Origin of the sequence: Herbaspirillum sp. WKF16, from assembly GCF_028993615.1 — a bacterium.
Lineage (GTDB): Bacteria > Pseudomonadota > Gammaproteobacteria > Burkholderiales > Burkholderiaceae_D > Herbaspirillum.
This window is the reverse complement of the sequence record NZ_CP118632.1, coordinates 1,416,626-1,440,448: the sequence shown is the minus strand read 5'-3', so window position 1 is coordinate 1,440,448 and position 23,823 is coordinate 1,416,626. Positions and strand designations below refer to the sequence as shown.

Genomic DNA, 23,823 nt, shown 5'->3' with positions numbered 1-23,823 from the left:
TCCTCTTATGCCTGAACCAGCGGGCCGGGGTTTTTCAGATACTGCTCGCGGATCGCCTTGGCGGAGTGATACGCCAGCGCCGTGACCAGGCCGGTCGGGTTGTAGCCCATGTTCTGCGGGAACGCAGAAGCGCCGTAGACGAACACGTTGGGCACGTCCCAGCTTTGCAGGTACTTGTTGACCACGCTGTTCTTGGGCGTGGTGCCCATGATCGCGCCGCCGGTCAAGTGGGTCGACTGGTAGACCCGGGTGTCCCACGAGGAACCGGTCTTGCGGATCGCCTTGACCACCTTCTCCGGGTTCATCGCCTGGCCGACCTTCTCCATCTCGTTGCCGATGTGGGTCAGCATCTTGCCTTCGTTTTCCTTCCAGTTTAGCGTCATGCGCAGGAGCGGCTGGCCGTTGGCGTCCTTGTAGGTCGGATCCAGCGACAGGTAGCAATCGCGGTAAGCCATCACCGAACCCGAGATGCCGATGGTCAGGGTGCGCTGGTAGGCGTCCTGCACGCTGCCCTTCCACTCCGAGCCCCAGTTGGGCACCTTCTCGCCCGGCATGGTGCCGGCCTGCTTGATGGGACGGCCGCCGTAGCGCACGTGGCGGATCGAGGCGCCGCCGATGAAGCCCAGCGGGCCGTGGTCGAACTGGTCGGCGTTGAGGTCGTCCATGCCGACGCCGCCGGCGCCGGTGCCGATGAACGGGTTGAACTGCGTACCCTTGGGCATGACCACGTTGATGCCGCCGTTGTACTGGTAGGCGAAGTTCTTGCCCACCACGCCTTCGCCGGTGACCGGGTCGTACGGCTTGCCGATGCCCGACAGCAGCAGCAGGCGCACGTTGTGCGTCTGGAATGCGGTCAGCAGCACCAGGTCGGCCGGCTGTTCGACTTCACGGCCTTGCGCGTCGATGTAGGTGACGCCGGTGGCGCGCTTGCCCGAGGCGTCCAGGTTGACCTTGATCACCTGCGCCTTGGTGCGCACCTCGAAGTTCTTGCGCTTCAGGAGCACCGGCAGGATGGTGGTCTGCGGCGAGGCCTTGGAGTACATGTAGCAGCCGTAGTTTTCGCAGAAGCCGCAGTAGTTGCAGGGGCCGATGCGCACGCCGTAGGGGTTGGTGTAAGGCTCGGAGGCATTGGCCGCCGGCGCCGGGTACGGGTGGTAGCCGACGTCGCGCATGGCCTTCTCGACCAGCGAGGCGCTGTATTGGTAGGTCAGCGGCTTGGTCGGGAATTCGTCGCTGCGCGCGCCTTCCAGCGGGTTGCCGCCTGCCACGATCTTGCCGTTCAGGTTGCCGGCCTTGCCGGACACGGCCATCACCTTTTCCGAGAAGTCGTAGAACGGTTCCAGTTCCTTGTAGGTGACGCCGTGATCCTGGATCGTCATGTCCTCGGGGATGAATTTCTTGCCGTACTTCTGCTCGTGGTGGCTGCGCATTTCCAGCTCTTCCGGCAGGTTGCGGTACATCATGCCGTTCCAGTGGAAACCGGCGCCGCCGACGCCGTCGCCCAGCAGGAAGGAACCGTGCTGGCGATAGGGCACCGCCACGTCCGCCACGCCGTAGCGGATGGTCACGGTTTCGCGCGAGAGGTCCTGGAACAGCGCGCCGCGCACGGAATATTTCAGTTCGTCGACCGCCTTCGGATAAGGCGTGTCGGTGTTGGTGTCGCGCATGTCGCCGCGTTCCAGCGCCAGCACGTTCAGACCGGCTTCGGTCAGTTCCATCCCCATGATGGCGCCGGTCCAGCCCAGGCCCACCATCACCACATCCACTTTGTCTTTTTTAATCGCCATGATCAGCCCTTCTCACCCAGAATCGACACGGGGCCGTAGGGATATTTCACGTTGTATTGGTCCACCCAGTCCAGGTAGTCGGCGCGCGCGCCGGGGAACCCGACCATCTTCCAGCCGCCCATCTTCTGGTTGCCGCCGTACATCGGGTCGGCGAAGTAGCCTTCCTTGGTGTTGCCCAGCATGAAGTTGAAGAAGGTCTTGGCCGGAACGGTTTCGAAGTGGATCTTGCCGCCTTCCATCTGCTTGAGCACGTCGAGCTGCTTGGCACGATCGAGCTCGGCGAAGACCTTGCCCAGGTTCTTGACGCACCAGTCGTTGCAGGCGGCGATGCCCTGGCGGTAGATGTCGCGCGGCACCAGCGAGAGCTGGTAGCCCAGTTCGGGCACGCTGTCCGGATGGAAGGGGCCTTGCATGTACCACAGCTTGCCGGCGCCGTAGGGCGTTTCCATCTGGCGGTCGATGAATTCGGGCACACCGGTTTCCAGGGCGCCGGCGCCGTATTGATCGGAAGGAATCAGGTGGTCGACGGCAGCGTTGATGAACGCCCATTCGGCCGCGTTGAAGTAGGTCGGGGTGTAAGCGCGCGGCTTGCCCGGCTCGGAACTGTCGGCGATCGCCGGCTGGCTGACTGCGACCGCAGTGGCTCCGCCTAGCGTGCTGGCTGCTGGGACGATGGCCAATACCTGGCGCAGGAAACGCCGCCTCGGCTCTTTATCTTGGGACATGACTTTCCTTTGGACTGTGGTGGATTGAGGGAGAACTAACGGGTACTGGGCCACTGCAAGCTGCCGGGACGCACGCATCCCGGCGGCCGTCGATGACGGTTACCTCTTGTCATGGATCCGCCCTGCCCGGTTCCTGGCGCCGGACGGGGAAGAATGCTTTATCTCTGGTAAAGGCGCTGCGCGAAAAGCTGTGCATGCTGGCTCGCTGATTTCATGGTCGAAAGCAACTGGCTGACAACAGGGCAAGGCGGCATGCGCGCCGCCTTGCCGACTGGCTTTAAGCGAACAGTTCGCCGAAGAAATTCTTCAGCGCCGCCGACGCGCGCTGGGCGGTCTGGCGGTGGTAGAAGAAGCCCGGATTGTTGGCGTCCGGATCGGTGAAGGAGTGGCCGGCCTGGCCGTAGTTGACCAATTGCCAATCGAGCTTGGCCGCGCTCATCTCGTCGATGAAGGCGTTGACCTGCTCGCGCGGCACCGACGGATCCTGCACGCCGTGCAGTACCAGCACCGCGCCCTTGATCTTGCTGCCGTCGGGCGATGGCGTGTCCAGCGCGCCATGCAGCGACACGGTGCCGCGCACGTCGGCGCCGGAACGCGCCAGCTCCAGCGCGGCGGTGCCGCCGAAGCAGAAGCCGCAGGCGCCGAACTTGCCGGCGGCGATCTTGATCTTTTGCTGGCCACGGAAGGCGTCCAGCGCGGCGTTCATGCGCTTTTGCAGTTCCGGGCGGTCCTTCTTGAGCGCGACGATCACGGCCATGGCCTCGTCACCGTTGGCCGGACGCACGCTCTTGCCGTAGACGTCGGCCACGAAGATCGCGTGATCCGCGCCCACCGTGGCGGCGGCGATTTCCAGCGCCTGCTGGCGGATGCCGAAGTAGTTGGGCACGGCCAGCACGCCGGAGGCTTGCGGCTTGGCCTTGTTGAACAGCAGGACGTTTTCGTATTCGACGCCGTCGATGCTGTGGATGATGGTTTCGATGGCGAGATCGGCAGCGGCAATGCCGAGTTTCTCGGCGATGGCGGCGGCGTTCCAGGACTGGGACATTGAGGCTCCTTTGGTTGGCGTGCGCCGGCAGGACCGGCGCCGAGGAAACTTATCGAGCGCATTTCATCGGTGGCGAAGAATGCGTTCTTATTGGCGCGGCTTTTGCGCAGAATCAATGCAATCCGACTGCGCATAAGCCCGCTATGTTCGCACAAAGCGTGCAGCTCTGCAGGAGGTCATACCAGCTGATGCAAAGCAAATGCGAGACGGATCCATGCATCACCCCTACAAGCCGCATGGGTACGAGCCACCCTTGACTTTTTACTGCGAGCAATAGATTCTTGCGCTCACCCGCACGGCAGCCGTACCTTTTCGCACAATTCCAAAAAGGGGTTCCATGAGCGACATCTCCGATCAAAACGGCCAGCCCGACGCCACGCCCTCCGTCACCTCCACCCAGGCCGGCTTCGGCGGCGCCGGCAACGACCACGGCCTTGCCGCGCCGTCCGCCGAACGCTTCGCCTTCAGCGCGCGCGGCTCCGAGTACTTCCGCATCTGGATCGTCAACCTGCTGCTGTCCATCATCACTCTAGGCATTTATTCGGCCTGGGCCAAGGTGCGGCGCCTGCGCTATTTCTACGACAACACCACCGTGGCCGGCAGCAGCTTCGAGTACCACGGCAATCCCATCGCCATCCTCAAGGGCCGCATCGCGGCGGTAGTGCTGCTGTTCGTCTACCACACCGCCTTCAACATCGGGCCGCTGCTCGGTCTCTTGGCGCTGGCCGCCATGGGCCTGGCGGTGCCCTGGCTGATCTGGCGCAGCCTGCAGTTCAAGCTTTACAACTCCAGCTACCGCGGCATCCGCTTCGGCCTGCGCGGCAGCGCCGGCGCGGCCTACAAGACCTACCTGCTGTGGCCGGCGCTGTCGGTGCTGTCGCTGTACCTGCTGGCGCCGTTCGCCCACCAGCGCATCAAGCGCTTCCAGCACAACGAGTCGCGCTTCGGCGCCACGCACTTCTCCTTCCACGCCTCGCCGGGCGGCTTCTACAAGGCCTATCTGCTGGGCATGGGCATCTGGCTGGCCGGCTTCGTCGCCATCCTGCTGCTGTTCGGCGGCACCATCGCCGCGCTGGCCTCGGCCGGCCAAACCGGCACCGACGACGGCGGCGGGCTGGCCTTCTTCCTGATGGTCCTGTCGGTCTACGTCTGGTCCTTCCTGGCGCTGCCGTTGTTCTTCACGCTGCTGCAGAACCTGATCTGGAACAATACCCGCCTGGGCGAGCACCGCTTCGCCAGCGACATGCGCTGGCGAAGCATGATGTTCATCATGGCCACCAACGTGGTCGGCATCGTCTGCACGCTGGGGCTGTACACGCCCTTCGCGCAGGTGCGCCTGATGCGTTGCCGCATCGAGGCCATGAGCCTGCATCCGGCCGGCGGACTCGACGAGTTCATCGCCTCCGCCGAATCGGCGGGATCGGCCGCCGGCGAAGGCATGACCGACCTGCTCGACTTCGACCTCTCGCTCTGACGCATGCAGGTCGCCGCACATTACTTCGACGGCAAGACCTCCCGGCGCCACGCGGTGACGCTGGAGGTCGAACAGGGCATCGCGCATGTGCGCGGCGAGGTCGAGCGCAGCAGCCCGATCGCGCAGCTGCGCGTGTCCGAACGCTTCAACCGCGCCGCGCGCAAGGTGACCTTCCCCGATGGCGCTTACCTGGAGGTGCTCGACCGCGAGGCCTTCGCCGCGCTGCTGCATGCTACCCGGCATCGCGATACGCTGGTGGTGCGCATCCAGCAGAACTGGCGCGCCACGCTGGCCGCCGCTGCGGCGCTGGTGTTGGTGGTGGCGGCAAGTTATGTGTGGCTGCTGCCGCTGGCCGCGGAAGCGGCGGCCAAGGCGCTGCCGGTGGAAGTGGACCGCAAGGTCGGCATCGGCACGCTGGACTTCCTCGACCGCCATGTGATGGCGCCCACCGCGCTGCCGGCCGCGCGGCGCGAGGCCATCGTCGCCCGCTTCAAGGCGATGGCCGCGCCGCTGCCCGAGGCGCCGCCCTTCGAGATCCTGTTTCGCAAGAGCCGCATCGGCCCCAATGCCTTCGCCCTGCCCTCCGGCCAGATCGTGGTCACCGACGAGATCGTGCAACTGCTTGACGATGACGATGCGCTCATGGGCGTGCTGGCGCACGAGCTGGGCCACGTGCACCAGCGTCACCTGATGCGCCGCCTGATCCAGAGTTCGGCAGTGGCGGCGGTGGCCACGGTGCTGTTCGGCGACGTCTCGGCGGTGCTGGCCAACATCCCCACGCTGCTGCTGGACATGAAGTATTCGCGCGACATCGAGACCGAGGCCGACGACTACGCCATCGCCATGTTCCAGGCCAACGGCATGCCGCGCCAGAAGCTGGCCTACGTGTTCGAAAAGCTCGACGACAAGGGCCACGGCGCCATCGCACCCTACCTCTCCAGCCATCCGCCCAGCCAGGAACGCATCCGGCACATCCTGGGCGCGCGCTGAGGCGACGTCAGGCGAACAGATCGCGCACGCTGCCGCGCGTCTCCAGCGCGCGCAGCGAGGGCAATAGCGCCGGCATGCGCAGGCCGGCGTAGCGCAGGCAGCCCTCGAACTTGGCGCCGATCTCCTCCACCGTCAAGGGATAGCGCGCCGCGCCGCGCGCGAAATCGCGGAATCCCTGCAGCACCCGGCCGTCGCGCAAGGCGATGCTGAGTTCGGCGCCCTCGGGCGCGGCGGCGCGATAGGCCGCGTCCTCCCATACCGCCCCGCTGAACATCGACACCCTGGCCATCAGCGCGCGCAGGTCGGCATCGGCCAGCGCCTGCGGCGACAGCTGCGCCAGTCCCGGCGCGCCATGCAGCAGCGCGGCGGCAATCGCGAACGGCATGCTGAACTGCGCCTGCTGCGGCGTGGCGGGATCGTCGTGGACCAGGTTGGCGATCACGATGGGCGGGACGTTGCAGGCGATCGCCTCGATCTCGCCGGGGTCGATGCCGTGTTCCTGCGCGAGATCGAGCGCGACATCGACCGCCGCATGCGACGACAGGCACACCGGGATGCGCTTGACGTCCACGCCGGGGTCGAGCAAGGTCCAGCGCTGCCCGAGTTTCTCGAACACGCCGGCGTCGAAGCGCCCGCCGTTGAAGAGCTTGATGAAGCCGTTGCGGTGCTCGAAGGCGTCGACCGGGCCGCTGGCGCCGGCCTGCGCCATCAGCGCCGCCGTCACGCCCGCCTCGGCCGCGCGCCCGGCCAGGAAGGCCTTGGCGTCGCTACCGAAGCAGGCCTTGATGCCGGCCGCGCCCGCCACCGCCAGGCCCAGCGCCGCGGCCGTCTGCCGCGCGTCGAGCCGCAGCAGCCGGGCCGCCGCGGCGCAGGCGCCGACCGGCCCCAGCACGCCGGTGGTCCACCAGCCCTGGTCGTACAGTACGTTGGCCGTAGCCAGGCCGAGCGCATATTCGCACTCGGCGCCGACCACGAAGGCGGTGATCAATTGCGCGCCGCCGGCGTCCGCATGCTGGGCCGCAGCCAGCGCCGCCGGCGCGATCACGGCCGAGCCGTGCACGAAGCCGGCGTAACAGTTGTCGTCGAAATCCAGCGCATGGGCCGCCACGCCGTTGGCGAAGGCGGCCTGGCGCAAATCGCAGCGCCGGTCGCCGCCGATGATGGCGCACGCCCCTTCCGCCGCCGAGATGGCCGCCAGCGCGCGCGCATGCGCCGCCACCGGCGTGGCCGATCCGGCGGCGATGACGCCGATGGTGTCGACCAGGCAATTGAGCGCCACGCCGCGCACGGCGGCGGGAATGGCGTTTTCTTCCAGCCCGGCGATCCAGCGCGCCATTGCTCCGATCGCGCCGCCCTGCTGTTGTGATCCCGCCGCTTGCGTCATGTCCGCTCCTGTTCCATGCCTCGCGCGAGGCTGCAATGAAAAACGGCCGGTCCCATCGGGAACCGGCCGCGTCGCCCAGCTTGCCGCGATCAGTCCGGCAGCTGGCCGGCCGGGGCGCCCAGCCAGGTGTTGGAGAACTTGTCGATGGTGCCGTCGGTGCGCGCTTCGCGGATGATCATGTTGATCTTGGCCAGCAGCGTCGATTCGCCGCGCGGCATGGCCACGTAGCACGGCGCGTTGGCCAGGATCACCTTGAGCTCCATGTCCAGCGCCGGGTTCATCTTCTGCAGCGCGGCCGCGACCGTGGTGCCGGTGGCGAACATCTGCACCTGGCCCGCCAGGAAGGCCGACAGCGTCGAGTTGTTGTCTTCGAAGCGCTTGACCTGCGCGCCCGGCGCCATCTGTTCCAGCTCCTGGTCCTGCATGGAGCCGCGGGTCACCGAGATGGTCTTGCCCTTGAGCTCGTCGAAGGTGGTGGCCTTGACCTTCTTGGTGCCGAACACGGCATCGAAGAACGGCGCGTAGGCGATGCTGAAATCGACCACCTTGGCGCGCTCGGCGGTCTTGCCCAGCGAGGAGATGGTGATGTCGGCCTTGTTGGTCTGCAGGTAGGCGATGCGGTTGGGCGCGGTCACCGGGATCAGGTCCACCTTCACGCCCAGCTTCTTGCCGATCAGGTTGGCCATGTCGATATCGTAGCCGCGCGGCGTCATGTCGGTGCCGACCGAGCCGTAGGGCGGATAGTCGGTCGGCACGGCCACGCGAATCGACTTGCGCGCCATGATGGTGTTGTACAGGTCATCGGCGAATGCATTGCCCGAAAAAATACAGGCGGCTGCCGCGGTGAGGCTGATCAGTGCGAGTAGCGAGCGGCGTTTCATGGAATATCCTTTCTGGGGATGAAGCTGGGTGGTCGGGATGGATGACGAACGAACTCGCGCTCAGTCGGGGATGACGGCGGTGGCGTCGACCTCGACCAGGTATTCCGGACGGGCGAAGGCGGTCACGACGATGCCGGTCGAGACCGGGAACACGCCCTTGAGCCACTTGCCGACCACCAGGTAGACGTCCTCGCGAAAGCGCGGGTCGGAGATGTAGATGGTGACCTTGCAGATGTGCTCCAGCTTGCTGCCGGCTTCCTTGAGCAGCATGTCGATGTTCTTCATGGCTTGCTCGGTCTGGCCCTTGACGTCGCCGATGCAGACGCTCTCGGAGGTATCCAGGTCCTGGCCGATCTGGCCGCGCAGGAACACCGTGGTGCCGCGCGCCACGACGGCCTGGCACAGGTCGTTGTCGATCTTCTGTTCCGGATAGGTTTCCTTGGTGTTGAACTTGCGGATGCGTGTATGTGCCATGTCTGTCCCGATGGGTAAGTGCTTGGTTGAAGGAGCTGCGTGCTGCGGGTTGGTGCGGCGTCGCTTATTTCTTGTCGAAATAGCCGGCGCGGATGGTGGCGCCGATCAGGTTCACGATCAGGCGGCCGGCGGTCACGCAGCTGATCTTGCTGGCGTTGTCCTTGGCCGGCTGGATCTCGACGATGTCCATGCCCACCACGCGGCCCTTCTTGACCAGGCCGTGTATCAACTTCCGTGCCTGGAGGAAGGTCACGCCGCCCGGCGCCGGGCCGTCGACGGCCGGCATCATGGCGCAATCGAGGCCGTCGGCGTCGATGGTGAGGTAATAGTTGCCGCCGTCCGGGATGCGCGCCAGCACGGCGTCCATGCCGATGTCGTGCAGTTCGTAGGCGCTGATCAAGTCCGCGCCCCACTCCTTGGCCGCGCGATAGTCGGCCGGCCGGCCGCTGCCCTGGGCGCGCAGGCCGATCTGCACGATGTGCTTGATGAACGGCAATTCCGAGGCGCGGCGGATCACGCTGGAGAGGCCGTCGCGCACGCCGTTGACTTCATCGCGCCAGTCCAGATGGGCGTCGATGTGCACCAGCGTCACCGGGCCGACTTCATCGAAGCCGCGCAGCACCGGATTGGTGATGCCGTGGTCGCCGCCCAGCACGATGGGCATGCCGCCGCCGCGCAGGATCTGGCGCACCGCGATCTCGGCGCGGCGCTTGTGGTCGTCCGGCTTGGAGAGGTCGGGCATGACGTCGCCGCAATCGACGAAGCGGATGTCGTCGCGCTCCTGCAGCAGCGGGCCGTCGATGTCGAAGTCGTAGTGCGAGGGGTGGCGCACCATGCGGTCGGTCAGCTCGCGCAGGGCTTGCGGCGCATTGGTCTGGTCATTGCTGTACTGGCGCGGGCCGTAGGCGGCGCCGAAGGGCATGCCCAGCACGGCGATGTCGGATTTCAGTTCGGACTTCTCCGTGAAATCGGCGACCAGCTCCGAATAGAGCAAGGTCTTGTGGCCGGTGCGGGGCGGTGTGGTGAGTTGTTCCATGGCTGGGCATCCTTGTTGAAAGATCCGGGCGGCGGCGGTGTGGCGACTGCCGCCGTGGTGAATGCACTGTAGCCAGCCGATGAGGCAATAGAAAATGATTCTTTTGGGGGTATAGTTTCATTTTCCAAGACTTTACCGTGTGCAAGGAAACGCCCCAAAATGATCCGTCTCGACTTCGATGAGCGCGACCTGCGCTCGCTGCGGGTGTTCTGCAACGTTGCCGAGGCCGGAGGTTTTGCGGCGGCGGAGAAGTTGCTGCACATGTCCAAGGCCTCGATCAGCCGCCACGTGCGCGAGGTCGAGGAGCGCCTGGGCGTGCGCCTGTGCGAGCGCGGTCCTGCGGGCTTCCGGCTCACGCCCGAGGGCGAGGTGGCGGTGAAGCTGGCCACCGGCGCGCTGCGCTCGCTGGAGCGCATCCGGCCCGAAATCGATGCGGTGCACGGCGTGCTGTCGGGGCCGCTGGCGCTGGGCGTGGTGGAGCATGCGCTGAGCCATCCCGACTGCAAGCTGCCGCAGGCGATCGCCATGCTCAAGCGCCGCGCGCCCAACGTGCAGCCGCGCATCGAGGTGATGACCTTTCCCGAACTCAACCAGGCGCTGCGCGAGCAGCGGGTGGACATCGCCGTGCGCGGGCGCTATCCGGGCGAGGATGAGTTCGAGTTCCTGCCGCTGTTCTCGGAGAGCCATCGCATCTACGGCGCCATCCGCAAGGAAAGCCGGGAGGCGCGCGGCGCCCGCGAGCCGGCGCTGGTGTATCGCCCCCACCCCTATGTCGATGCCGTGCTGGCCGCCGGCGGCTACGCACGCGGCCCCGATGCGGGCGGGCTGGAGGCAATTGCGCTGCTGGTCGCCACCGGCGACTACGTCGGCCTGCTGCCGACCCACTATGCCCAGATGATCGGCAAGCGCTACGCGTTGCGCGCGCGCCGCGGCAGCCCGAGTTTCCAGCACACCATCTGCGCGGTGACCGATCCCGGACGCCCGTCCACGCACCGCTCCGACCTGTTCCTGTCCATCCTGCGCGAGTTCCACGTGCGCTCTTCCGGTGCGGCCGCAGCCGCCTGAGCGGCGGCATTTGTGCGGCACACCAAAAAAGGGCGCGGCATGCACCGCGCCCTGCCTTCGCACGAAAACCGCGCGTGCAACCGGGCGCCGGGCAGGCCGGATGAGCGCGATTGGTGCGGGCTTATGGCGCGGACAAACGAGGTAAAAAGAGGGGAAACGAAGAGGGAAGCCAGGAGAAAACAGAAGAACTACGAGAAGGACAGGCGAAGCAGAACGCTTCAGGGCGGGGAGCTGAAACGCGGCGGCCAGCGCTGTGGCTGGCCGCCGCCGATGTGTCAGCGTCGTCGCTCGTCCATCCCCGACAGGCCCGAGTACAGGCTGCAGGATTGCGGCGGACCGCGATGCGAACCCGTGGTCAGGTCTCCCGAGTCGTTCAGGTAGTCGAGCAACTTGCGATAGAGCTTAGCGAAGTATTTCATGAGATGCCCCCGTTTCTTTGCACTTGGGTTGGTACAGGTACCGCCTGGCTCTCGCGGGAGGATGCGATACCGGCGTCCGGCGCTCCCGTCGAAATTGTTTATATCATTTATTCTATGTCCAGCTTGGGCTGGCGTCTATCAGGAAAATTCCTAGGAATCGCCACTTGTTGCGATTCGCCCTCACCTGCCGGCAAGCGAGGAGTAGTCACCGCTCAGGCGCCCGCCTGCGCCATCAGCCATTCGCGGAAGGCCAGCATGGCCGCGGTTTCCTGCTTCGACTTGAGCCGCGTGAGCCAGTAGGCGCCGAGCGCTATGCTGGTCTCAAAAGGACAGACCAGGCGTCCCTGGCGCAGTTCCCGCTCGAACATCAGCACCGGCAGCAGGGCCACGCCGGCTTGCTGCGCCGCAGCTTCGGCCATGGTCAGCGAGGAGTCGAACACGAAGCCGCGGATCGGCGGGCAAGGCGCGCCGGCGGCGGCGAACCATTCGTTCCACTCCTCGCTGCGGTAGGAGCGCAGCAGGGTCTCGGCCGCCAGGTCGACGGGCCGGCGCAGGCGTGCGGCGATCTCGGGCGCGCACATGGGCGCGGCCGGCGCGCTGAACAATCGTTCAGCCTCGGTGCCGTGCCATGCACCATCGCCAAACCGGATCGCGTAATCGAGGCCCTCGCCGGCCAGGTCGACGCGGTTGTTGTTGGTCAGCAGGCGCAGGTCGACGAAGGGATAACTCTGCTGGAATTGGCGCAGGCGCGGCATCAGCCAGCCCACCGCGAAGGTGCCGACCACGCCCAGCGTAAGCACCTCGCGCTTGCGGCCGTTCTCGAATTGCGCCAGCACGGCGCCGATGCGGCCGAAGGATTCGGCCACCACCGGCAGCAGCGCCAACCCCTCGTCGGTCAGCGCCAGGCCGCGCGGCAGCCGGCGAAACAGCGCGGCGCCCAGCCGCTCCTCCAGGTTCTTGACCTGCATGCTGACCGCGGTCTGGGTGACGTTGAGCTCGTCGGCGGCGCGGGTAAAGGAGAGATGGCGCGCCGACGCCTCGAAGGCGCGCAAGGCATTGAGCGGCAAATACATGGAAGCCTCCCGGCATCAGTTTTTCTTGGGTCTTGCGCCAATTATCGTGAATTGTGGCCGGGCGCACCACTTCTTATCATCCGGACTTCCTCACAACATCACAACGGAGAACACATGCGTGGAAGAAGGAATTTTCTTGCAATGGCGGGCCTGGCGGCCGGCGGCCTGGTGACGCGCGCCTGGGCGGCCGATGGCAAAGCCAGCAATAAAACTAAGGACTCGCTCACCTTCGTCGAACGCATGGCGGCGCTGGAAGCGGGCGTCGGCGGCCGCCTGGGGGTGTCCATCGTCGATACCTCGCATGGCGGCAGCTGGGGCTATCGCGCCGACGAGCGCTTTCCGATGTGCAGCACCTTCAAGTTCCTGGCCGCCGCCGCGGTATTGAAGCGCGTGGACCTGGGCGAGGAGCGCCTGGAGCGGCGCATCGTCTACGGACGCGAGGCGCTGGTGCCCTACTCCCCCACCACCGGCAAGCATGTCGGCGGCGAGGGATTGTCGGTCTCCGCGCTGTGCGAGGCGGCGATGACGCTGTCCGACAATACCGCGGCCAACCTGCTGCTGGAGAGCATGGGCGGCCCGGCCGGCCTGACCGCCTTCATCCGCACGCTGGGCGACGACCAGACGCGCCTGGACCGCAACGAGCCCACGCTCAACGAAGCCGTGCCCGGCGACCCGCGCGACACCACCACGCCGGCGGCGATGACGGCCGACCTGCGCGGCATCGTGCTGGGCAACGCGCTCAATGCGGCCTCGCGCACGCTGGTCACGCAATGGCTGCTGCACAACAAGACCGGCGACAAGCGCGTGCGCGCCGGCCTGCCCGCGGGATGGAAGGTGGGCGACAAGACCGGCACCGGCAACCGCGGCAGCACCAATACCGTCGGCGTGGCCTGGACGCCGGGCGGCGCGCCGCTGCTGTTCGCGGTCTACCTCACCGAGACCGCGGCCGCCGAGGACAAGCGCAACGGCGTGCACTCGGAGATCGGCAAGCTGATCGCGCGCGGGCTGGCGTGACATAATGCGCCTCACATGACGCCGGCGGCGTCTTCCCGGCCATGCGGCGGGAACGCCGCCGGCCCGGAGACGCCATGACCGCCCTGAGCCTCAACTACACCACCCTCGCCCTGTTCTCACTGGTCGCGGTGGCCACCATCGCCACGCCCGGACCGACCGTGCTGCTGGCGCTGTCCAACGGCGCGCGCATGGGCGTGCGCCGCGCCATCCCCGGCATGCTGGGTGCGCTGGCGTCGGATTTCGTGCTGGTGGCGTCGGTGGCGGTGGGACTGGGCGCGCTGTTGGCGGCCTCGGAATTCTGGTTCGCGGTGGTGAAGTGGGTCGGCGCCGCCTACCTGGCATGGATCGGCCTGCGCATGCTGCGCTCGCAAGGCAGCCTTAACCTGGACGCGATGCCGGACGACAGGCGCGCCGGCGCGCGCAAGGTGTTCATGAAGTCCTTCCTGGTGGCGGTGACCAATCCCAAGGGCTACCTGTTCTGCTCGGCGCTGCTGCCGCAGTTCATCGACAGCGCCGCCCCGCAGGCGCCGCAGTATGTGGCCATCGGCCTGCTGTTCGCCGCCATCGACTTCCTGATCATGTTCGCCTATGCGCTCATCGGCGCGCGCGCGGTCAGCCTGCTGCGCCGCCGCGCCATCCTCTGGATGGACCGCACCTGCGGCGCCGTCCTGCTGGCCCTGGCGGGATCGCTGGCCTTCTATCGCCGCGGCAGCTGAAGCGGTGTCAGCCGGCGAAGCGCAGCGAGACCGCGCCCACGCCCTCCAGCCGCGCCTCCACCAGCGTGCCCGAACGGGCGTTATGCAAACCGGTGCATGAGCCGGTGGTGACGACCTGGCCCTTCTTCCACGGCATCCCGCGCAGCGCGCAATGGCGCGCCAGCCACGAAAGGGTCGGCCACAGGTCGGCCGGATTGCCGCCGCGAGCGCGCACCTCCTCGCGCCCATCGATCGACAGGCTGGCCAGCACGTCGCGCAGTTCCAGCACCGTGGCCGGCATCGGCCGCGCCGCGCCGATCACCAGCGCGCCATGGCATTGCAGGTCGGCCATCGCGGCCCAGGGATTGTCGCAAGGCAGCTTGCCCAGGCGCGTCTCGACCACTTCGATGGCCGGCATCACGGCGTCGAATACGCCCTGCAATTCTTCGCGCGCCGGAAGCGTATCGCCGGGATCGAAATCGCGCCCCACGCGCAGGGCCAGCTCCACTTCCAGTCCGCGCAACCGCCACTGCGGCCCCGCCAGCAGGGCGCCGGAGGCCAGCACGCAAGATGCCGGCAGCGGCGAACAGGCCGGCTCCGCGCCATCGCCCTTGCTGCCCACCTTCCAGCCGCCCACCGGCCCCAGCTGCAGCAATTGCGCGTCCTGCACCGCGTAGGCGGTGGCGGCGTCGCCCACCGCCAGGCGACGCCAGTCGAGTACGACGCCGCTGTTGCGGGCGTCCAGCAGAAGTTGGGTGGCGGCGTGGATATTCATCCTGGTTTTCTCCGACAAGATCGATAGGCAGCGCGCATTGTACGCGCTGGCGCGAGCGCCGGCAGCATGTCCCGGCGGCAACAAACCCGCGCCGCCAGCAGGTCGGCGCCGACTTGCCCATAATGGAAACCCGGCGCTTGACTTCGAGCGCGCTCCAACTTCTAGACTGCCTGCCATGACGACCTCCATGACCATCGCCCAGGCCGCAGCGGCCACCGGCCTGTCGGTGCATACGCTGCGCTACTACGAACGGATCGGCTTGCTCGATCCGGTCGAGCGGCGCGACAACAGCCACCGGCGCTACACGCAGGAAGACCTGAACTGGATCGGTTTCCTGCTCAAGCTGAAGTCCACCGGCCTGCCGGTACGGGCGATGCTGCGCTACGCCGAGCTGCGCCGCCTGGGCAATAGCATGGAGAGCGTCACGGAACGGAAGGCGATCCTGCTGGATCACACGCTTTCCGTACAACACACGCTGGCGGAACTGCAAAGCAACCTGGCCGCGCTGCATCACAAGATCGCCCTCTACGGCGAGATGGAAAAGGAAGCCATGGCGCAATCCGCGCCCGCGCCGCGCAAGAGCGGCCGCAAGACAGCGCTGTCCGATCCGCGAACCGATGCAGCAGCCATGCAACCCGCCGGCGCCAACTGAAAAAGGACGCCAAATGACTGAACAGATCACCGCCCACCTGCAACCCGACTCCGCCATCGGCACCCGCCGCCTGGGCGCCAACGGCCCGCTGGTCTCCGCCATCGGCCTGGGCTGCATGGGCATGAGCGACTTCTACTCCAACCGCGACGACGCCGAATCGCTGGCCACCATCGACCGCGCGCTGGAGCTGGGCGTCAACCTGCTGGACACGGCCGACATGTACGGCCCGTTCACCAATGAAGAGCTGGTCGGCCGCGCCATCAAGGGCCGCCGCGACAAGTTCTTCATCGCCACCAAGTTCGGCTTCAAGCGCGATCCCAACGACCCGTCGGTGCGCGGCGTGGATGGCAGCCCGGCCTATATCCGCCAGGCCATCGAAGGCAGCCTGAAGCGCCTGGGCGTGGAAACCATTGACCTCTACTACCAGCACCGCATCGATCCCAACACGCCCATCGAGGCCAGCGTGGGCGTGCTGGCCGACCTGGTGAAGGAAGGCAAGATCCGCTACATCGGGTTGTCGGAAGCCTCGGCCGCCACCATCGAACGCGCCCACCGGGTGCATCCGATCACCGCCCTGCAAAGCGAATACTCGTTGTGGACGCGCGACCCGGAAGCCGATGTGCTGGCCACCTGCCGCAAGCTGGGCATCGGCTTCGTGGCCTACAGCCCGCTGGGCCGCGGCTTCCTGACCGGCGCCATCACCCGCTTCGAAGACCTGGCCGAGGACGACTTCCGCCGCAGCAACCCGCGCTTCCAGGGCGAGAACTTCGGCAAGAACCTGCAACTGGTGGAGAAGGTGAAGCAGCTGGCGCAAGGCTACGGCTGCACGCCCAGCCAGCTGGCGCTGGCCTGGGTGATGGCGCAGGATCCGCACATCGTGCCGATCCCGGGCACCAAGCGCCGCAAGTACCTGGAGGAGAACGCCGGCGCCTTCGGCGTAAAGCTGAGCCCGCAGCATTTGCAGGAGTTGAATGCGCTGTTCCCGGTGGGGGCGGCGGTGGGCGACCGCTACACCGAGGCGAGCATGAAGATGCTCAACGGCTGACCGGCGTTTGCCATGCCGGCGGGCTGCGACAAACGACGCTGGGTCCCGGCCTGCGCCGGGACGACAATGAGGAGGTAGCCAACGCCTCCTCACGTTCAAGATCCTCCCCTGTCGTTCCTGCGAAAGCAGGAACCCAGTGTCGTTTAACCGCCGCTGAGGCACGAAAAACGTCACTGGATCCCCGCTTTCGCGGGGACGACGGATTGAAGGAGGCAGTGAGTTGGTGGCTTGGCGCGGCATGAGAGGCGCAGCATACGACGCTGGGTCCCTGCTTTCGCAGGGACGACAAGGCGGAGGTAGTCAACGCCTCCTCATGCTCAAGATCCTTTTCCGTCGTTCCTGCGAAAGCAGGAACCCAGTGTCGTTCAGCGGTAGTCAATGCTTCACGAACGTCGCTGGCTCCCGGCCTGCGCCGGGACGACAAGTGAGGGGATGGACTCGAGCAACCAAGCGTTCAGGCGCCCTCCTCCGTGTCGTCCTGACGAAGGTCAGGACCTAGCGGCTTTCATTGCACATCACCATCGCATGAGCCACCGCGAGACATCGCACCCATGAAAAAGCCCGGACAAGTCCGGGCTTTTTCCACATCCAGCACAACGCTTACTTCTTGCGCTGCGGCGGCAGGTCGGTGCAATGACCTTCGGCCACTTCCGCCGCCATGCCCAGCGATTCGCCCAGCGTCGGGTGCGGGTGGATGGTCTTGCCGATGTCCACCGCGTCGGCGCCCATCTCGATGGCCAGCGCCACCTCGCCGATCATGTCGCCGGCATGCGTGCCGACGATGCCGCCGCCGATCACGCGATGCGTCTCGGCGTCGAACAGCAGCTTGGTGAAGCCTTCCGAACGGCCGTTGGCCACGGCGCGGCCGGAAGCGGCCCACGGGAAGTGGCCCTTCTCGATCTTGATGCCCTTCGCCTTGGCTTCGTCCTCGGTGACGCCGACCCATGCCACTTCCGGATCGGTGTAGGCCACCGACGGGATCACGCTGGCGTCGAAGAAGCTCTTCTCGCCGGCGATCGCCTCGGCCGCCACGTGGCCTTCATGCACGGCCTTGTGCGCCAGCATCGGCTGGCCCACCAGGTCGCCGATGGCGAAGATGTGCGGCACGTTGGTGCGCATCTGCTTGTCGACCGGGATGAAGCCGCGCTCGCCGACGATCACGCCGGCCTTGTCGGCCGAGACCTTCTTGCCGTTCGGGCTGCGGCCCACGGCCACCAGCACCAGGTCGTACAGTTGCGGCTCGGGCGCCTTGGCGCCGGCTTCGGCGGCCTCGAAGGTGACCTTGATGCCTTCGGGCAGCGCTTCCACGGCCACGGTCTTGGTCTTGACCATGATGTTGTCGAAGCGCTTCTCGTTGAACTTCTGCCAGACCTTGACCATGTCGCGGTCGGCGCCCTGCATCAGGCCGTCCATCATTTCGACCACGTCGATGCGCGCGCCCAGCGTGGAGTACACGGTGGCCATTTCCAGGCCGATGATGCCGCCGCCGATGACCAGCATGCGCTTGGGCGCCTGGCGCAGTTCCAGCGCGCCGGTCGAGTCGACGATGCGCGGGTCCTGCGGCACGAACGGCAGGTTCACCACCGAGGAGCCGGCGGCGATGATGGCGTGCTTGAACTGCACCACCTTCTTGCTGCCGTCGCCGGCGGTCACTTCGATATGGTTGGGGCCGGCGAACTGGCCGTTGCCGTTCACCACCGCGACCTTGCGCGCCTTGGCCATGCCGGCCAGGCCGCCGGTCATGGTGCCGATGACCTTGTCCTTGTAGCTGCGCAGCTTGTCGATGTCGATCTCGGGCTTGCCGAAGGTGACGCCGTGCGAAGCCATGGCGGCAGCCTCGTCGATCACGGCGGCCACGTGCAGCAGCGCCTTGGACGGGATGCAGCCCACGTTCAGGCAGACGCCGCCCAAGGTGGCGTCGCGCTCCACGATCACGGTGTTCAGGCCCAGGTCGGCGGCGCGGAACGCGGCCGAGTAGCCGCCGGGACCGCCGCCCAGCACCATCACGTCGCACTGGACGTCGGCGCTGCCGCCGAAGCTGGCGGCGGCCGGGGCTGCTGCGGGTGCCGCCGGCGCAGCTGCGGGCGCCGGGGCCGCTGCCGCCGGTGCCGGCGCTGCGGTGGCCGGGGCTGCAGCGGCGGCGCCAGAAGCCTCCACCATCAGCAGCACCGAACCTTCGGCGACCTTGTCGCCGACCTTGACCTTGATTTCCTTGACCACGCCAGCGGTGCTGGACGGGATTTCCATGCTGGCCTTGTCGGACTCGACGGTGATCAGCGACTGGTCGACCTTGATCGTGTCGCCGACCTTGACCATCACCTCGATCACTTCCACTTCCTTGAAGTCGCCGATATCCGGGACTTTGACTTCAGAGAGACTCATTGTCTTGACTCCGTTATGTTCTGTTTCGCTGCGCGCCGCCGGCCTCGGCCAGGCGGCGCGTCGACTTGATTAGAGCAAGGACTTGCGCAGGTCGCCCAGCACCTCGGCGAGATACGCCGAGAAGCGCGCGCCCATGGCGCCGTCGACCACGCGGTGGTCGTAGGACAGCGAAGTCGGCAGCATCAGGCGCGGCACGAACTGCTTGCCGTCCCACACCGGCTTGGTGATCGACTTGGACAGGCCCAGGATCGCCACTTCCGGCGCGTTGATGATGGGCGTGAAGGCGGTGCCGCCGATGCCGCCCAGCGACGAGATGGTGAAGGTCGCGCCCTGCATGTCGGCCGGCTTGAGCTTGCCGTCGCGCGCCTGGGCCGAGAGCTCGCCCATTTCGGTGGCGATCTGGCTGATGGTCTTCTGGTCGGCGTTCTTGATCACCGGAACCACCAGGCCGTTCGGGGTATCTGCCGCGAAGCCGATGTTGTAGAACTGCTTGAGGATCAGGTTCTCGCCCTTGGCATCCAGCGACGAGTTGAAGGCCGGGAATTTCTTCAGCGCCGAGACGCTGGCCTTGATCACGAACGCCAGCATGGTCAGCTTGACCGGCGACTTGGCCTTGGCGTAGGCGGCGTTGGAGGCGACGCGGAATTCTTCCAGCTCGGTGACATCGGCCTCGTCGAACTGCGTGACGTGCGGGATCATCACCCAGTTGCGGTGCAGGTTGGGGCCGCTGATCTTCTTGATGCGCGACAGCGGCTGCAGCTCGGTGGCGCCGAACTTGGAGAAGTCCAGCGACGGCCACGGCAGCAGGTCCATGCCGGCGCCCGAACCGTTCTTGCCCGGGGCGGCGGCCACCGCGGTGGAGCCGGCCATCACGCCCTTGACGAAGTTCTGCACGTCGTTCTGCAGGATGCGGCCCTTGGGGCCGGTGGCCGGCACGCGCGCCAGGTCCACGCCCAGTTCGCGCGCGAACTTGCGCACGGACGGCGATGCGTGGGCCTTGCCGCCGGTGCTGGTGGCCGATGCGGTGGCGATGGCCGGAGCGGCCTCGGCCGCCGGTGCGGCCGCGGGTGCGGCAGCAGGAGCCGGCGCTGCGGCCGCAGGCGCGGAAGCGGCGGCAGGAGCGGCTGCGGCAGGCGCGCCGCCGACAGCTTCGATGGTGGCGATGATGCTGCCCTTGGCCACCTTGTCGCCCAGCTTCACTTTCAGTTCCTTGATCACGCCGGCGTGGCTCGACGGGATTTCCATGCTGGCCTTGTCGGATTCGACGGTCAGCAGCGATTGCTCGGCCTTGACCGTGTCGCCGACCTTGACCATCACTTCGATGACTTCGACTTCCTTGAAGTCGCCGATGTCCGGCACTTCGATCTCGACCGTGCCGCCGGCGGCGGCAGGCGCTGCGGCCGCTGCCGGAGCAGGGGCGGGCGCGGACGCTTGCGCGGCTGCCGGAGCGGCGGCAGCCGCCTGGGCCGGCGCGGCGGCAGGCGCGGCAGCGGCGCCGTCGGCTTCGACGATCACCAGCAGCGATCCTTCAGCGATCTTGTCGCCAAGGCTGACCTTGATTTCCTTGACCACGCCAGCGGTGCTGGACGGGATCTCCATGCTGGCCTTGTCGGACTCGACGGTGACCAGCGACTGGTCGACCTTGATCGTATCGCCGACCTTGACCATCACCTCAATGACTTCGACTTCCTTGAAATCGCCGATATCCGGGACTTTGACTTCGACTTGACTCATCTGTTGCGCTCCGTTGTTCTGTTCCCTCGCCTTGGGGCTGGGGTGGGGTATTCGCTCAGGGGAAGGTGCTGCCGGCTGCACTGCGCATATTAAGCCATGCGGCCCGCCCTTCCCTGCTTTCTCCTGGCCTTTGCACGACACATCCCCGCGGTCAGTTGATGGACTGAGGCGGGGATGGTCGGTTCTGTATGGCTTACAGGGTCACCGGGTTCGGCTTGTTCGGATCGATGCCGTACTTGGCGATCGCCTGCGCCACCACTTCAGGCTTGATCTTGCCCTCGTCGGCCAGCGACTTCAGCGCGGCCACGGCCACGAAGTAGCGGTTCACCTCGAAGAACTCGCGCAGCTTGGCGCGGGTGTCCGAGCGGCCGTAGCCGTCGGTGCCCAGCACCTTGTACGAACGGCCCTTCGGCACGAAGGCGCGCACCTGTTCGGCGTAAGTGCGCATGTAGTCGGTGGAGACCACGATCGGGCCGTCGGTGCCTTGCAGCGATTGCTCGAAGTAGCTCTTCCTGGCGGTCTCGGCCGGGTGCAGCATGTTCCAGCGTTCCACGTCCTGGCCGTCGCGGGCCAGCAGGGTGAACGACGGTGCGGACCAGACGTCGGCGTCGACCTTCCAGTCGTCGCGCAACAGGTCGGCGGCGGCGATGACTTCGCGCAGGATGGTGCCCGAGCCCAGCAGCTGCACGCGCAGCTTGTTGCCCTTGCCGCCTTCGTTCAACAGGTACAGGCCCTTGAGGATGCCTTCTTCCTGGCCGGCCTTGATGCCCGGGTGCGCGTAGTTCTCGTTCATCACGGTGATGTAGTAGAACACGTCTTCCTGGTTGGCCACCATGCGGCGCAGGCCGTCATGGATGATCACGGCGACTTCATGGGCGAAGGTCGGGTCGTAGGGAATGCAGTTCGGGATCGCCGAGGCGAACACGTGGCTGTGGCCGTCTTCGTGCTGCAGGCCTTCGCCGTTCAGGGTGGTGCGGCCGGCGGTGCCGCCGATCAGGAAGCCGCGCGCGCGCATGTCGCCTGCCGCCCATGCCAGGTCGCCGATACGCTGCAGACCGAACATCGAGTAGTAGGTGTAGAACGGGATCATGACGCGGTTGTTGGTCGAGTACGAGGTCGCCGCGGCGATCCACGAGCTCATGCCGCCCGCTTCGTTGATGCCTTCCTGCAGGATCTGGCCGGCCTTGTCTTCGCGGTAGTACATCACCTGGTCCTTGTCGACCGGTTCGTACAGCTGGCCGACCTGGCTGAAGATGCCGATCTGGCGGAACAGGCCTTCCATGCCGAAGGTGCGGGACTCGTCAACCATGATGGGCACCACGCGCGGGCCCAGGCTGCCGTCGCGCAGCAGCGCGGTCAGCACGCGCGAGTAGGCGGCGGTGGTGGAGATTTCACGGCCTTCGGCGGTCGGCTCCAGCATCGCCTGGAAGGCGGACAGCTCGGGCACGGCCAGCTTCTCGTCGGCTTGCGGACGGCGCTGCGGCAGGTAACCGCCCAAGGCCTTGCGGCGCTCGTGCAGGTATTGCATTTCCGGCGCGTCGGCGGACGGCTTGAAGAACGGGATGTTGGGCAGGTCGGCGTCCGAGATCGGCAACTGGAAGCGGTCGCGCATGGCCTTGATGGCCTCGTCGTCCAGCTTCTTGGTGTTGTGCGCGGTGTTGCGCGCCTCGCCGGCCTTGCCGAAGCCGTAGCCCTTGATGGACTTGGCCAGGATCACGGTCGGCTGGTCCTTGGAATCCTGCGCGACCTTGAAGGCGGCGTAGATCTTGTGCGGGTCGTGGCCGCCGCGGGTCAGGCGCCAGATGTCGTCGTCGGACATCTTGCTGACCATTTCCAGCAGCGCCGGGTGCTTGCCGAAGAAGTGCTTGCGCACGTAGGCGCCGTCCTTGGCCTTGTAGTTCTGGTACTCGCCGTCGACGGTTTCCATCATCACCTTTTGCAGGATGCCGTCCTTGTCCTTGGCCAGCAGCTCGTCCCAGCCGCTGCCCCAGATGACCTTGACCACGTTCCAGCCGGCGCCGCGGAAGTCCGATTCCAGTTCCTGGATGATCTTGCCGTTGCCGCGCACCGGGCCGTCCAGGCGCTGCAGGTTGCAGTTCACCACGATGACCAGGTTGTTGAGGCGTTCGCGTCCGGCCATGCCGATGGCGCCCATCGATTCCGGCTCGTCCATCTCGCCGTCGCCGCAGAAGGCCCAAACCTTGCGGTTGTCGGTCTTGGCGATGCCGCGCGCGTGCAGGTACTTCAGGAAGCGCGCCTGGTAGATCGCCATCAAGGGGCCCAGGCCCATCGAGACGGTCGGGAACTGCCAGAATTCCGGCATCAGCTTGGGGTGCGGATAGGACGAGAGACCCTTGCCGTCGGCTTCGCGGCGGAAATGGATCAGCTGGTCTTCGGAGAGGCGGCCTTCCAGGAAGGCGCGCGCGTAGATGCCGGGCGAGGAGTGGCCCTGGATGTACAGCAGGTCGCCGCCGTGCTCTTCGGTCGGGGCGTGCCAGAAGTGGTTGAAGCCGATGCCCAGCATGTTGGCCAGCGAGGCGAACGAGGACAGGTGGCCGCCCAGGTCGCCGTCGACGCGGTTGGCCTTGACCACCATGGCCATGGCGTTCCAGCGCATCCACGAGCGCAGGCGCTCTTCATATTCCAGGTTGCCCGGGCAGTGCTCGCCCTGGTCGGCCGGGATGGTGTTGACGTAAGCGGTATTGCTGGAGAACGGGATGTGGGCGCCGCGGCGGCGCGCCAGGTCGACCATGCGCTCCATCAGGTAGTGGGCGCGGTCCGGGCCTTCCTTTTCGATCACTGCTTCGAGGGCGTCGAGCCACTCCTGGGTTTCCATCACATCGGGATCGTTGGCGGCCTGCGCCAGAACTTGATCGATTTGGGCTGACATGTCATGTCTCCTGGTTGTTGAGAGGCCGGCCGGTCTGGTGGACCGCCCGGTCATCGGTCATGCATTTACGAAAAAGCCGCCGGCGGTGTGATGCGCGAAAACCGTCTGAACCTCGCTAATGTACGGTCTTCCAGCCGTGTGGACGACGCATTTTATCAGGGAATTTTTGATTTTCAAATTACGATAAATGATTTCGTATTATGAAAATATGCTGCAAAGCGGCATGAACAGGCGCTCTCCGGCCACCGTATTTCTACGGTTGCCTGCTGCCGGCGCTGGATTC

General features: G+C 66.3%; 20 protein-coding genes. 7 read left to right on the top strand and 13 right to left on the bottom strand.

Features of this window, described 5'->3' with window-relative positions; all coding sequences use genetic code 11:
- Nucleotides 1-5: 5 nt before the first annotated feature.
- The 3 genes from Herbaro_RS06405 to Herbaro_RS06395 all read right to left on the bottom strand — a co-directional run bounded on the left by Herbaro_RS06405 (nt 6) and on the right by Herbaro_RS06395 (nt 3,557).
- Nucleotides 6-1,787: a GMC family oxidoreductase gene (locus Herbaro_RS06405; protein ID WP_275012995.1), complete on the bottom strand. Its 1,782-nt coding sequence runs from the start codon at nt 1,785-1,787 to the stop codon at nt 6-8.
- Nucleotides 1,788-1,789: 2 nt separating this feature from the next.
- On the bottom strand, nt 1,790-2,512 hold the full coding sequence (locus tag Herbaro_RS06400) for a gluconate 2-dehydrogenase subunit 3 family protein (RefSeq protein WP_275012994.1): 723 nt from the start codon (nt 2,510-2,512) through the stop codon (nt 1,790-1,792).
- Between the two features lie 277 nt (nt 2,513-2,789).
- Nucleotides 2,790-3,557 carry a dienelactone hydrolase family protein gene (locus Herbaro_RS06395; RefSeq protein WP_275012993.1) on the bottom strand — a complete coding sequence of 256 codons (768 nt, stop codon included), beginning with the start codon at nt 3,555-3,557 and terminating at the stop codon, nt 2,790-2,792.
- A 337-nt stretch (nt 3,558-3,894) separates the two neighbouring features.
- On the opposite strand from Herbaro_RS06395, the gene Herbaro_RS06390 reads away from it, so the two are divergent.
- Both Herbaro_RS06390 and Herbaro_RS06385 read left to right on the top strand, forming a co-directional pair.
- The gene (locus tag Herbaro_RS06390) at nt 3,895-5,031 is read left to right on the top strand and encodes a YjgN family protein (RefSeq protein ID WP_275012992.1); all 1,137 of its coding nucleotides are present in this window, start codon (nt 3,895-3,897) and stop codon (nt 5,029-5,031) included.
- A gap of 3 nt (nt 5,032-5,034) precedes the next feature.
- Nucleotides 5,035-6,021: a M48 family metallopeptidase gene (locus Herbaro_RS06385; protein ID WP_275012991.1), complete on the top strand. Its 987-nt coding sequence runs from the start codon at nt 5,035-5,037 to the stop codon at nt 6,019-6,021.
- Between the two features lie 7 nt (nt 6,022-6,028).
- Here the strand turns inward: Herbaro_RS06385 and Herbaro_RS06380 are convergent, their stop codons facing one another.
- From Herbaro_RS06380 to Herbaro_RS06365, 4 genes are all read right to left on the bottom strand, one after another.
- On the bottom strand, nt 6,029-7,405 hold the full coding sequence (locus tag Herbaro_RS06380) for an MmgE/PrpD family protein (protein WP_275012990.1): 1,377 nt from the start codon (nt 7,403-7,405) through the stop codon (nt 6,029-6,031).
- Nucleotides 7,406-7,494: 89 nt separating this feature from the next.
- Nucleotides 7,495-8,286, bottom strand: a complete 792-nt coding sequence (locus Herbaro_RS06375; protein WP_275012989.1) for a transporter substrate-binding domain-containing protein — start codon at nt 8,284-8,286, stop codon at nt 7,495-7,497.
- Between the two features lie 60 nt (nt 8,287-8,346).
- Complete coding sequence (locus tag Herbaro_RS06370; protein WP_275012988.1) at nt 8,347-8,760, bottom strand: RidA family protein; 414 nt, start codon at nt 8,758-8,760, stop codon at nt 8,347-8,349.
- A gap of 64 nt (nt 8,761-8,824) precedes the next feature.
- Nucleotides 8,825-9,796: an agmatinase gene (locus Herbaro_RS06365; RefSeq protein ID WP_275012987.1), complete on the bottom strand. Its 972-nt coding sequence runs from the start codon at nt 9,794-9,796 to the stop codon at nt 8,825-8,827.
- A 159-nt stretch (nt 9,797-9,955) separates the two neighbouring features.
- On the opposite strand from Herbaro_RS06365, the gene Herbaro_RS06360 reads away from it, so the two are divergent.
- Nucleotides 9,956-10,861 carry a LysR family transcriptional regulator gene (locus tag Herbaro_RS06360; protein WP_275012986.1) on the top strand — a complete coding sequence of 302 codons (906 nt, stop codon included), beginning with the start codon at nt 9,956-9,958 and terminating at the stop codon, nt 10,859-10,861.
- A gap of 275 nt (nt 10,862-11,136) precedes the next feature.
- Here the strand turns inward: Herbaro_RS06360 and Herbaro_RS06355 are convergent, their stop codons facing one another.
- Together Herbaro_RS06355 and Herbaro_RS06350 are read right to left on the bottom strand one after the other, a co-directional pair.
- On the bottom strand, nt 11,137-11,280 hold the full coding sequence (locus Herbaro_RS06355; RefSeq protein ID WP_275012985.1) for a hypothetical protein: 144 nt from the start codon (nt 11,278-11,280) through the stop codon (nt 11,137-11,139).
- A gap of 212 nt (nt 11,281-11,492) precedes the next feature.
- Nucleotides 11,493-12,353 carry a LysR family transcriptional regulator gene (locus Herbaro_RS06350; protein WP_275012984.1) on the bottom strand — a complete coding sequence of 287 codons (861 nt, stop codon included), beginning with the start codon at nt 12,351-12,353 and terminating at the stop codon, nt 11,493-11,495.
- A gap of 114 nt (nt 12,354-12,467) precedes the next feature.
- Between Herbaro_RS06350 and bla the strand changes: the two genes are divergently transcribed.
- Both bla and Herbaro_RS06340 read left to right on the top strand, forming a co-directional pair.
- On the top strand, nt 12,468-13,367 hold the full coding sequence (gene bla, locus Herbaro_RS06345) for a class A beta-lactamase (RefSeq protein ID WP_275012983.1): 900 nt from the start codon (nt 12,468-12,470) through the stop codon (nt 13,365-13,367).
- 74 nt (nt 13,368-13,441) lie between these two features.
- Entirely contained in the window at nt 13,442-14,083 is a 642-nt protein-coding gene (locus Herbaro_RS06340) for a LysE family translocator (RefSeq protein WP_275012982.1), read from the top strand.
- Nucleotides 14,084-14,090: 7 nt separating this feature from the next.
- On the opposite strand, the gene Herbaro_RS06335 is transcribed toward Herbaro_RS06340, so the two are convergent.
- The gene (locus Herbaro_RS06335; protein WP_275012981.1) at nt 14,091-14,837 is read right to left on the bottom strand and encodes a 2-keto-4-pentenoate hydratase; all 747 of its coding nucleotides are present in this window, start codon (nt 14,835-14,837) and stop codon (nt 14,091-14,093) included.
- A 175-nt stretch (nt 14,838-15,012) separates the two neighbouring features.
- Between Herbaro_RS06335 and Herbaro_RS06330 the strand changes: the two genes are divergently transcribed.
- Entirely contained in the window at nt 15,013-15,489 is a 477-nt protein-coding gene (locus Herbaro_RS06330) for a MerR family transcriptional regulator (protein WP_275012980.1), read from the top strand.
- A gap of 13 nt (nt 15,490-15,502) precedes the next feature.
- Nucleotides 15,503-16,534: an aldo/keto reductase gene (locus Herbaro_RS06325; RefSeq protein ID WP_275012979.1), complete on the top strand. Its 1,032-nt coding sequence runs from the start codon at nt 15,503-15,505 to the stop codon at nt 16,532-16,534.
- Nucleotides 16,535-17,134: 600 nt separating this feature from the next.
- Here the strand turns inward: Herbaro_RS06325 and lpdA are convergent.
- The 3 genes from lpdA to aceE all read right to left on the bottom strand — a co-directional run bounded on the left by lpdA (nt 17,135) and on the right by aceE (nt 23,540).
- Complete coding sequence (lpdA, locus tag Herbaro_RS06320) at nt 17,135-18,916, bottom strand: dihydrolipoyl dehydrogenase (RefSeq protein WP_275012978.1); 1,782 nt, start codon at nt 18,914-18,916, stop codon at nt 17,135-17,137.
- Nucleotides 18,917-18,985: 69 nt separating this feature from the next.
- Entirely contained in the window at nt 18,986-20,650 is a 1,665-nt protein-coding gene (aceF, locus tag Herbaro_RS06315; RefSeq protein WP_275012977.1) for a dihydrolipoyllysine-residue acetyltransferase, read from the bottom strand.
- A 193-nt stretch (nt 20,651-20,843) separates the two neighbouring features.
- Nucleotides 20,844-23,540, bottom strand: a complete 2,697-nt coding sequence (aceE, locus tag Herbaro_RS06310) for a pyruvate dehydrogenase (acetyl-transferring), homodimeric type (protein ID WP_275012976.1) — start codon at nt 23,538-23,540, stop codon at nt 20,844-20,846.
- Between the last annotated feature and the right edge of the window lie 283 nt (nt 23,541-23,823).